The sequence below is a fragment of the Marinobacter fuscus genome (genome assembly GCF_003007675.1).
Lineage (GTDB): Bacteria > Pseudomonadota > Gammaproteobacteria > Pseudomonadales > Oleiphilaceae > Marinobacter > Marinobacter fuscus.
The window spans coordinates 462,552-471,460 of record NZ_PXNP01000009.1; the positions used below are offsets into that span (position 1 = coordinate 462,552).

At 54.4% G+C, this 8,909-nt stretch carries 9 protein-coding genes and 1 pseudogene; 2 read left to right on the forward strand and 8 right to left on the reverse strand.

Features of this window, described 5'->3' with window-relative positions; all coding sequences use genetic code 11:
* Positions 1 to 16: 16 nt before the first annotated feature.
* From C7H09_RS03125 to C7H09_RS03155, 7 genes are all read right to left on the reverse strand, one after another.
* Positions 17 to 1,300: a TRAP transporter large permease gene (locus C7H09_RS03125; RefSeq protein WP_106761158.1), complete on the reverse strand. Its 1,284-nt coding sequence runs from the start codon at positions 1,298 to 1,300 to the stop codon at positions 17 to 19.
* Positions 1,300 to 1,893, reverse strand: a complete 594-nt coding sequence (locus C7H09_RS03130; protein WP_106761159.1) for a TRAP transporter small permease subunit — start codon at positions 1,891 to 1,893, stop codon at positions 1,300 to 1,302. Before C7H09_RS03130 ends, C7H09_RS03125 begins: the two co-directional genes overlap by 1 nt.
* Before the next feature lie 63 nt (positions 1,894 to 1,956).
* A complete protein-coding gene (locus C7H09_RS03135) occupies positions 1,957 to 3,021 on the reverse strand; it encodes a TRAP transporter substrate-binding protein (RefSeq protein ID WP_106761160.1) in 1,065 nt (354 codons plus the stop codon).
* A 39-nt stretch (positions 3,022 to 3,060) separates the two neighbouring features.
* Positions 3,061 to 3,852: a putative hydro-lyase gene (locus C7H09_RS03140; RefSeq protein WP_106761161.1), complete on the reverse strand. Its 792-nt coding sequence runs from the start codon at positions 3,850 to 3,852 to the stop codon at positions 3,061 to 3,063.
* A gap of 106 nt (positions 3,853 to 3,958) precedes the next feature.
* Positions 3,959 to 4,852 (reverse strand): LysR family transcriptional regulator, encoded by an 894-nt coding sequence (locus tag C7H09_RS03145; protein ID WP_106761162.1) that lies wholly within the window; start codon positions 4,850 to 4,852, stop codon positions 3,959 to 3,961.
* Positions 4,853 to 4,865: 13 nt separating this feature from the next.
* Complete coding sequence (locus C7H09_RS03150) at positions 4,866 to 5,576, reverse strand: DUF4377 domain-containing protein (protein WP_165794773.1); 711 nt, start codon at positions 5,574 to 5,576, stop codon at positions 4,866 to 4,868.
* A 155-nt stretch (positions 5,577 to 5,731) separates the two neighbouring features.
* Positions 5,732 to 6,334: a cysteine hydrolase family protein gene (locus tag C7H09_RS03155; protein ID WP_106761164.1), complete on the reverse strand. Its 603-nt coding sequence runs from the start codon at positions 6,332 to 6,334 to the stop codon at positions 5,732 to 5,734.
* Positions 6,335 to 6,554: 220 nt separating this feature from the next.
* Here C7H09_RS03155 and C7H09_RS03160 point away from each other — a divergent pair, with 220 nt between their 5' ends.
* Positions 6,555 to 7,328: a CLCA_X family protein gene (locus C7H09_RS03160; RefSeq protein ID WP_106761165.1), complete on the forward strand. Its 774-nt coding sequence runs from the start codon at positions 6,555 to 6,557 to the stop codon at positions 7,326 to 7,328.
* A 4-nt stretch (positions 7,329 to 7,332) separates the two neighbouring features.
* Here C7H09_RS03160 and C7H09_RS03165 read toward each other — a convergent pair whose 3' ends face one another.
* The gene (locus C7H09_RS03165) at positions 7,333 to 8,292 is read right to left on the reverse strand and encodes an integron integrase (protein WP_106761166.1); all 960 of its coding nucleotides are present in this window, start codon (positions 8,290 to 8,292) and stop codon (positions 7,333 to 7,335) included.
* Positions 8,293 to 8,523: 231 nt separating this feature from the next.
* On the opposite strand from C7H09_RS03165, the pseudogene C7H09_RS19925 reads away from it, so the two are divergent.
* Positions 8,524 to 8,909, forward strand: a pseudogene (locus C7H09_RS19925) (hypothetical protein); the annotation flags it as partial.

The window sequence follows — 8,909 nt, forward strand, 5'->3', positions numbered from 1 at the left end:
TGCGTTGGTTAAGGGGTTAGTTGAGCAGTTCCGGCAGGAAAAGCGCGATTGAAGGAAAGAGGACAAGGGCTATAGCCATTAGCAACATCATGGCGACGTAAGGCAATGCGCCAACCATGACATCGTTGAACGAGCCACCCTGACGAACCCCCTGCACCACATAGAGGTTGAGCCCGACCGGAGGTGTAATCAGCGCCATTTCGATCAGCAGAATCAGCAAAATGCCAAACCACACCGGGTCAAAACCCATACTAATAATGATTGGAGCCACAATCGGAATGGTTATAACCATCAGTGACAGGGTTTCGATGAAGAAGCCAAGAATGATGTACATGGCGATGATCATCAGCAGGGTGGAGTAGGGGCCAAGGCCGGCAGACTCAAGAAACGAGGTAAGCTCCCGGGTGATACCTGCAGAGGCCAGAACAAAGTTCAGGAAATAGGATGCCATGATAATCAGCATGATCATGCCCGTGGTGCGCATGGTGCCCTCGAGAGCTTCCATGACGACGGATTTGCTGAGCTTGCCCATTGCTGCCGCGATCACCATGGCGCCGATAACCCCCAGCGATGCAGCTTCTGTTGGGGTTGCCCAGCCAGCATAAATAGAGCCGACAACAATACCGAACAGGAGCAGTACCGGAACCAGATGCCGCAAACCTGAGAAACGCTCAGCCCACGAGTGGTGCGTGCTCGGCCCACCCAGTGAAGGACGCCATAAACAGATCAGAGCGGTTCCGACAACAAACAGCAGTGCCAGCAACAACCCGGGAATCATCCCAGCGGCAAATAACTGTGGAATAGAGGTTTCGGTCAGAAAACCGTAGACGATCAGGTTGATCGACGGTGGGATCATAATGCCGAGAGTACCGCCTGCGGCAATGGAACCCGTGAACAGGCGCTGGTCGTACTTCAGGTCTTTGCCTTGCGGGATGGCAACTGTGCCAATAGTGGCAGCCGTCGCCACGCTGGATCCGGATGTTGCGGAGAACAGGGTTGCCGTGGCTACGTTGGCATGCAACAGGCCGCCGGGTAACCAGGAAAACCAGCTCTCCAATGCCCGATAGGTTCCTTTGGCGATGCCGGTGCGCACCAGAATTTCGCCCAATAGTATGAACAGGGGAATGGCGATCAGGAGAAAGCTGTTGGAGGCTGTCCAGAGGACATCCCCCATGGCATTAACCAGGGGAAACGGCGAGAAGAACTCGTCCAGAAACAGCCCCAGCACAATCAGTGTCGCGGCCACCGGAACACTCACCAGCAGAAGAACAAGCAGAACGGTCAGAGTTAGCACAATCATCAGTTGGTTTCCTTGTTCTCTTCGCGGATCTGTTCATCCAGTGTCGGGCTGCCAGCCAGGCGCTGTACGTCATTCATCTGGCCGCTGAGCAGGCCGAGCAGTACTCGCAGAGACATCAGCACGACAGCGACGGAGAACCACACCAGACCTAGCAACCACAGTGCCTGGGGAATCCATACGGGTGTGCCCAAAGGCGTATTTGCGCGGGCTCCGCCCGTATAGGAGTGCTCTGCCACATCGAATGCGGCACCCACAACCAGAACGCAGAACAAGGCCAGAGACAACAGGGCGATGAGATCAAGCACACCGCGTGCGCTGACGGGCAATTTCACATACAAAGCATCAATGCGGATGTGAGCTTTGCGCATCAGGGTGTAGGCAAACGCCCAGCTTGTGCTGATAGCCATTACGTATCCGGTGATTTCAGTCGCGTGCAAATTTGAGCGGCCGATCAGCTGACGGGACAAAATTTCTATGGTCACCAGAGCGACTGTCAGGAGAATCAGAACGCCACCGGCCCGGGCCAGCCAGAGCGAGCCGGACTGGACGCCCTGAAGAATCCGGTCGAGCCCGGAAGTTATCGGTTCCAACATAGGGTTCTCCAGAACGGGTTGCCGCGCACAACCCGTTCTTCAGTTATTGCAGGATGATGAAATTTACTTTGAGGCTTTCAGGCCTGTGACACTGCCGATGGTTTCATTCCAGCGATCAACCCAGCGCTGATCAACCCGGTCGGCCCAGTTTGGCAGCAGCTTTTCTTCCAGGTGGCGGGAAACTGCTTTGAAATCGCTCTCCGTTGCCTGAACCAGTACCATATTGCCCGGCTCACCACGGGAGCATTCTCCTTCACCGGTCAGGCAGGCAATCCCTTCTTTGGTTTCGTCAACTGCTGTGGCCCATACTTTTGCTTCGTAGTTCTCTTTCAGTTCTTTGAGCAACCACTCCTGGGTATCTGCCGATAGTGACTGCCACTTTTTACCGTTCATGGCGGTTACAACGTGATCCCACCCGCCAACTGGAAGCGGGTACAGGTGAGTGGCTACTTCGTACCATCCGGAGCTGTAGCCGGAAAGTGAACCGGTGACCGCACAATCAATAACGCCACGCTGAAGTGCTCCGGGCACTTCGCTGTAATTCAGTGTGATACCTTCGGCCCCCAGAGCTTCCAAGAACTCCGCAGTTGTTCGGCCACTGGCGCGTACTTTCTTGCCTGCGAGATCCGAGAGACTGCTGATTTCGGCATTGCAGAACACAACCTGAGAAGGATACGGAGCTACTGCAAGCACCTTGGCGCCGTCGAAACGCTCGCTGAAGGCTTCGTCCAGAACCGGCCAGTAGGCTTCGGCAACCTTGCGGGCAGTTTCAACATCCGGTGCCATCATGGGCATATCAAGCCCTTCCAGCTCAGGTGCATCCTGAACCGCGTAGTCGGCAACCGTTGAGGTAACCTCAATGACATTGCGAGCCATCAGACGGTAGACCTCACCGCCACCCAACCCCATCTGGTCGAACGTTGTTACATTGGTAGAGATGTTGCCGCCGGATGCCTCAGGAATATGATTGCTCCAGAACGGGTTCTCGAAGTTTTTATACAGCGACAGGCTGCTCCAGCTGCCAACGTATGAAAAGCTGGTGTTATCAATGTCCTGAGCGGTGGCATGGCCTGCCATCAGAAGGGTGAGTGCAGTGGCTGCGGCGCAAACCTGATTTTTGTTCATCATGTCATTTCCTCTTCTCTTTCTCTTTGTTGTTAACAGGTGCTAAAGCAAGGTGACTTGGCTTTCGGGAATGTCTGTTACCAGCATGTGGCCCGGGCTATGAGTAATCGCAAAAGGCACGCCGGCATCCATCAATACTTGCTGAGGGGTCACGCCACATGCCCAGAAAACCGGTGTCTCATTACTATAGATGGACACGGAATCACCGTAATCCGGATTCATCAGATCACGAATACCAATCAGAGCCGGATCGCCAAAATGCACGGGGGCACCGTGGGCCAGAGGGAAGCGTGTGGTGATCTGAATGGCCCGGATTGCCTGTGCCGCCGGGAAGGGGCGCATGGATACCACCATATGACCGGAAAACCCTCCGGCAGCTTGAAGTGGGATCGAGGTTTTGAACATAGGGACGTTGCGGCTTTCGTCTATATGGCGAACAGCCACACCGTTTTGCATCAGTGCATGTTCAAAGCTGAAAGAACAGCCCAGGGCGAAGGTTACAAGATCGTCGCGCCAAAGATCAGAGACATCCCCTGCTGTGCCGGAGAGCTCACCGTGACGGTAGACGTGATAGGCCGGAACATCCCGTGCAATATCCAGATCGTTGCCCAGCAGTTCGCAGGTTCGCTGCCCCGGCTCACTAACGGCAATCAGTGGACAGGGTTTTGGATTCGCCTGGCAGAAACGCAGGAAACCATTGGCCTGTGCCTCGGGAAGCACTACCAGATTTACCTGAACAAAACCGGTTGCCAGGCCAGCGGTGGGGCCGGTCAGGCTGCCATCTCGTGCCCTTTGTCGAACCGCTCTGGCCTCGGAGGGATTAACGCTGATCATTTTTTCGCCTTGTAATGGTTTCTACTTAAATTAAGGCAAAAGCAATGATTAATTCCAATCGATATTTAAAATACAAACTGATCGAAAAATGTGATCAGTTGTATGGCTAACGTGATTCCCGGGATTCTGATGACACCAGATTCAGCGCTAGATCGGCGATTGCACGAACAATGTAGCCGCCAGGTGCTGTGGTATAAGCGACGTTGAATACAAGATCAGGTACATTTGCCTCTACCTGCAGTTCTCGAAGTTTTCCGGACTCAAGCTCGCTGGTAACAATCTCACTGGGTAGCGCACTGACACCAACACCATCGACCGTCATTCGAATGATGGTTGAGAGTGAGGAGCTTGAGTGGATCTGGATCGAGCGACTCACAGGATTGATCAGCGAGCGAATGTAAATGTGTGGTTCGCTCATTCGTGGGTAGGTGATGATAGGCACCTGAGCCAGAGCAGAGACGCTCAGAGGTTTTTCGTGCAGCATCAGTTTTTCACTGGCCACCCAGGTGAGTGAATAGCTGCAGAATGGTTTGGTGACAAAGTTCTCATGCCGTACCTCACCGATCAGAAACGCAATGTCGATTTCTCGCCGGATGAGTTTTTCGGCAAGACTAACGGAAATATCCACATCGAGTTCGAGATTGATGGCGGGATAGGTTTCATTGATCCTTTCGATCAGCCTGGGCAGCCAGGTATAGGCAATGGTTTCTGCAACGCCTAATCGTATGGTGCCATGGATGGAGTCCGGGTCGGCGACTTTCTCCAGAAGTTCCTGATGAAGTTCAAGAATTTTTTCGGCGTAAACCAGCAGCTCCCGGCCTTTGGTTGTCAGCACTGCACTGCGCCCGGATCGGTCAAACAGTTTTACGCCGAGCTCGTCCTCCAGGCCGGAAATACGTGCAGATATGGTCGGCTGGGAGGCGTACAGCTTTTCACCGGTGGCCCGAAAACTACCCAGCTTGGCTATCCAATAGAAGGTTTCAAGGGATCTGATATTCATAATTTTCCGGAGCCTAATCCGTTTTCTGGAACGACAGCAGAGTCTTGCCACTGGCATTTTGCAGGTGCAGTTTCAGGCCCTCAAGCAAATACCCCTCCACCTTGCCCAGCCGCTGCCGGAAGCGGTCTGCAGTGGCCATATCGGCGCAGGCCATCATGGTGGCCGCGATCGGGCCGAGCGACAGCGTGTCTGAGGTGACGGCGTGCAGGCTCCCAAAGACGTTGTTGCAGCCATCGGTGCCGGTGAAACGCATTTCCGTGAGGTTGAATTCCAGGCGCGGCCGCTGGCGCTCGCTGGTTAGTGCCAGTGGTTTGCCCTCAATGGCTTCGAGCACCCAGATATCGTGCAGCCGCAACCGGCTGTCGGCCTGCTTGTCCAGAACTTCAACCAGTTCGTAGGCAATGGATGGCTTATCCGCAGGCACCTGATGTGCGGGCAGCTGCGTTTCCTTCACCCTCAGCTTGTAGATATAGCCCGGTACGTACTCAAAGCCGTGAATGGGCGCGTAGAACAGCTGCCAGTTACCGGCAGACAGCTCCTCGCCCTTCTGCACCTGTAGACATTGCATGGGGCCGACGCCCACGCACCTGGCATTCAGGCTGTTCACCCAGTAGGTGCTGGTGGTGGAATTTGCGCCGGTATTATCCGCCGAGGAAGGGCTGAATGCTGAACAACCGACCAGCAGTGATGCTCCCAGAGCAATGGCAATAGAACCTCGAAGCATGCAGTTACCTCTCATCATCAATCCTGGGTCATGGCCGGGCTGGCCTTATCGCAGCTTTAATGAGGGTAGCACTAAGTTGATGAACGTATGATAGGAAGATAACGAATTGACCGATACCTCACCATCCTGTAGACGGTGAGGTATCTCGATGGTGCTCAGTCTGGTACGTCAGCTACCGACGGCACCACTGCAGAAGGCAGGTCTGATAGCGCGGCCAGGGCCGCCTCCTGTACCTGTTCGGCGGGCACAGTTTTGCCAGACGCCCGGGACGGCAAGGAACGGGTAGCGGTGGCTGCGGCAACCACCGTGGGGTTGTAGCCCAGCGAGAAGGCGCCCCGAGCGGTGGAGTTCACGCACATATGGGACATAAAGCCCGCCAGAATCAGATTCTGCACGCCCGCGGCTTTCAGTTGGTCATTCAGGTTTGTCTGGGTGAAGGAATTCGGGTAATTTTTGGTGATCACCGGCTCGCCATCTACCGGGGCTACCACATCGGCGATCTGGCCAATCGGTGCCGTGAGGTCGTAGGGTGAACCGGCACCGGCATCGTGCTGAATGTGGAATACCGGCCGCCCCGCCGCCCGGAAGCGCTCCAGCAACGCCTTGCACTCCTGCAGTGCGGGCTCCACGCCATCCAGTTTCATAACACCTTCGCGGTAGGTGTTCTGGGCATCGATAATCACCAGCGCGGAATCGCTGATCGGGCTGGCCTGGTTCCCCAGGCCGACAATGTCCCGCAGGGTTGTCAGATCACTCATGATGTTTCCTTATGGTTGGCAACGGCAAAAAACTTCTGTGTGACGGCGCAGTTGCAATGGCTCACCGGTTATAAAAACCGACCGACACTGGCAAGTTACCCGGCCCCTGCCAGCAAGTGAATCAATATAAGGGAGGATTGCCCCGCGCCTTGGGAGCCAGTACCAAAGTGCCGTGTTGCCTGCAGTGGCATCCGGGCTACGGCCTCCTTATCATAGCGGCATGCAAAAAGACTTTTATCGGCGTGGCCCGAACCACAGAGCCGGGGCCCGCGTGGGGTTTCTGGACGTGCGCCGCCGTTTCCAGTTCCGCAGTGTGGAAATCGGCCGCTGGGTAACCGAGCCGGAAAAGCGGCGCAGTGCGGGCCTTTTCTGCGACGCCCTCTGCGACCTGATGACCATTCTCGGTGGCACCGAAAGCCTGATCTCGCTGCGTGGCACCCTGGCCCTGCAATATGGTATCGGCGGCCGCCCGGGGGTGTCTGCCCACTATACCCCCGCAACCCGCAGTTTCGCCCTGGCCAAAAATGCGGGCCCCGGTAGCATAGCCCATGAATGGTTTCATGCATTCGACCACTACATCAGCAACAAGCTGTTCACCCGCGTACCCCGGGGCCAGTTTGCGTCCCGCCAATGGCTGCACCGGCAAGACGCCATCCCGCACCCGCTGAACCAGCGGCTTGAAGCCTGCTTCAAAGCCATCCTGCTGGACGAGCAGGGCAACCACCCCAGTACCCTGTTCCGGGTGTCGGCAAAAGCCGACAAGGCCGCTGGCGTGCATTATTACAGCCAACCCGAAGAACTCTGCGCCAGAGCCTTTGAAGCCTTCGTTCAGGATGCGGCGGTAAAAAATGCCTTTCTGGTGAAAGGCACCAAAGAAAGCGAAGACGCGAAACTGGGCCTTTATCCACAGGGGGAACAGCGGGAGCGGGTGAATCAGGCATTTTTTGCCTACTTCCAGATGCTAGGGCGTGCGCTGCAAAAGGCAGAAAGCTGACATGCTATCCGAGCGGACTGCGAACCCCGGCAAAGCCCTGACCAAGAACGTGCGTATAGATCTGGGTAGTTCGCAGATCCGAGTGGCCGAGCAGATCCTGAACGGTGCGAATATCGGTTCCGCGTTTCAATAGCTCGGTTGCAAACGTGTGCCGGAACGTATGGCAACCCGCCTGCTTGCCAATGCCAGCTTGTTTGACGGCATTGCGTACGGCCTTTTGAACAGAGGTAATATGCCTATGGTGACGAACCACGTTGCCAAGATTATCAGTGCTAATCGATGGTGACGGAAAAAGCCATTGCCATTCCAGAGTCCGACCTGCATTCGGGTATTTTCGGGCGAGTGCGAACGGAAGGCTGACAGGATGAAGAAACGCTTTGTCCTGCTCCCGCCAGGCTTTTCGAATGGTATCGATATGACATTGCAGCGGAGCCAGCAAAGGGGCGGGTAACAGGGTTGTTCTGTCTTTGGCGCCTTTGCCGTCTCGAACTGTGACGACCTGTTGTTGAAAATCGAGATCTTTAATACGTAACCGGCAGGCCTCCGTAATTCGCAGGCCTGCACCGTATAGCAGGGAAGCAATCAGGCGATCTGTTTCCCCCAGCCGATTTATGATGGCCATGGCTTCATCATGGGTGAGAACTACCGGCAATTTACGTGGTTTTTTCGACCGGATAACCTCGCCGATATCGCCCATTGGTTTGTCCAGTACTTTGTCATACTGGAATACCAGCGCATTCAGTGCCTGGGCCTGAGTTGCCGCTGCCACATTGCGACGAACGGCAAGCCAGGTGAGAAACTCATTCACTTCTCGCGCACCCATTTCGCGCGGGTGTTTCATGTTTTGAAAACGAATAAAAAACCGAATCCAGTACCAGTAGGATTTTTCTGTACGAATACTGTAGCGATTCACTCTGATAACGGCACGGACTTGATCTCTTAGCCGAGGTTCGTTTTTCTGCATAGCGGTGGCTCCTTGCCATTGCTGTGTTTTTATACAGTATTATTGGTGGCGTAAATCACAGATGTCAAACGATTACATGGAAACAGAGTGCGAGGTGAGCTAACCTGTTGTTTTAAATATTAATGGCCGATTCGCCCAATTGAGTAGAAAGCGGAATATCGAAGCAGTCAGATTTCTGCAATCGCGAAGCGGTCTGTCTAGTTGCTGTTAGAACTTAAAAAGGAACACCGAGTGAGTGACGTAGTTTTTTATGTTGGTCTTGGAATATTCATCATTGGCGGAATCGGTCTGCTAATTTCGGCTTTTAGAACAGGCATTTTTTGGGGGCTTGCAGTCTTTTTTATTGCACCAGTAGCGCTCATTTACCTGATCGTTCACTGGCAAGACGCTAAAGGCCCGTTCAAGCTACAAGTTTTCGGCGTTCTAATTATCGGGATCTTTGCTTATATGAATGGTGGCGTATCGTCCGTCACAGCCGCAACTTCTGATCTCACCAGTTTAAATTTTTCCGAGCCCGCAAGCTCAAGTTTTTCTAAACCTATGGTGTCCAATCAGAAATTCAGATGTGACGGGAGAACATATTGCTCTCAGATGACATCTTGTGCGGAAGCGACCTA

Bases quoted from the DNA above. Each gene is read 5' to 3' on its own strand.
- C7H09_RS03140 (WP_106761161.1), bottom strand. From the start codon at position 3,852: ATGATCAGCGTTAATCCCTCCGAGGCCAGAGCGGTTCGACAAAGGGCA.
- C7H09_RS03145 (WP_106761162.1), bottom strand. From the start codon at position 4,852: ATGAATATCAGATCCCTTGAAACCTTCTATTGGATAGCCAAGCTGGGT.
- C7H09_RS03135 (WP_106761160.1), bottom strand. From the start codon at position 3,021: ATGATGAACAAAAATCAGGTTTGCGCCGCAGCCACTGCACTCACCCTT.
- C7H09_RS03130 (WP_106761159.1), bottom strand. From the start codon at position 1,893: ATGTTGGAACCGATAACTTCCGGGCTCGACCGGATTCTTCAGGGCGTC.
- C7H09_RS03165 (WP_106761166.1), bottom strand. From the start codon at position 8,292: ATGCAGAAAAACGAACCTCGGCTAAGAGATCAAGTCCGTGCCGTTATC.
- C7H09_RS03150 (WP_165794773.1), bottom strand. From the start codon at position 5,576: ATGCTTCGAGGTTCTATTGCCATTGCTCTGGGAGCATCACTGCTGGTC.
- C7H09_RS03160 (WP_106761165.1), top strand. From the start codon at position 6,555: ATGCAAAAAGACTTTTATCGGCGTGGCCCGAACCACAGAGCCGGGGCC.
- C7H09_RS03155 (WP_106761164.1), bottom strand. From the start codon at position 6,334: ATGAGTGATCTGACAACCCTGCGGGACATTGTCGGCCTGGGGAACCAG.
- C7H09_RS03125 (WP_106761158.1), bottom strand. From the start codon at position 1,300: ATGATTGTGCTAACTCTGACCGTTCTGCTTGTTCTTCTGCTGGTGAGT.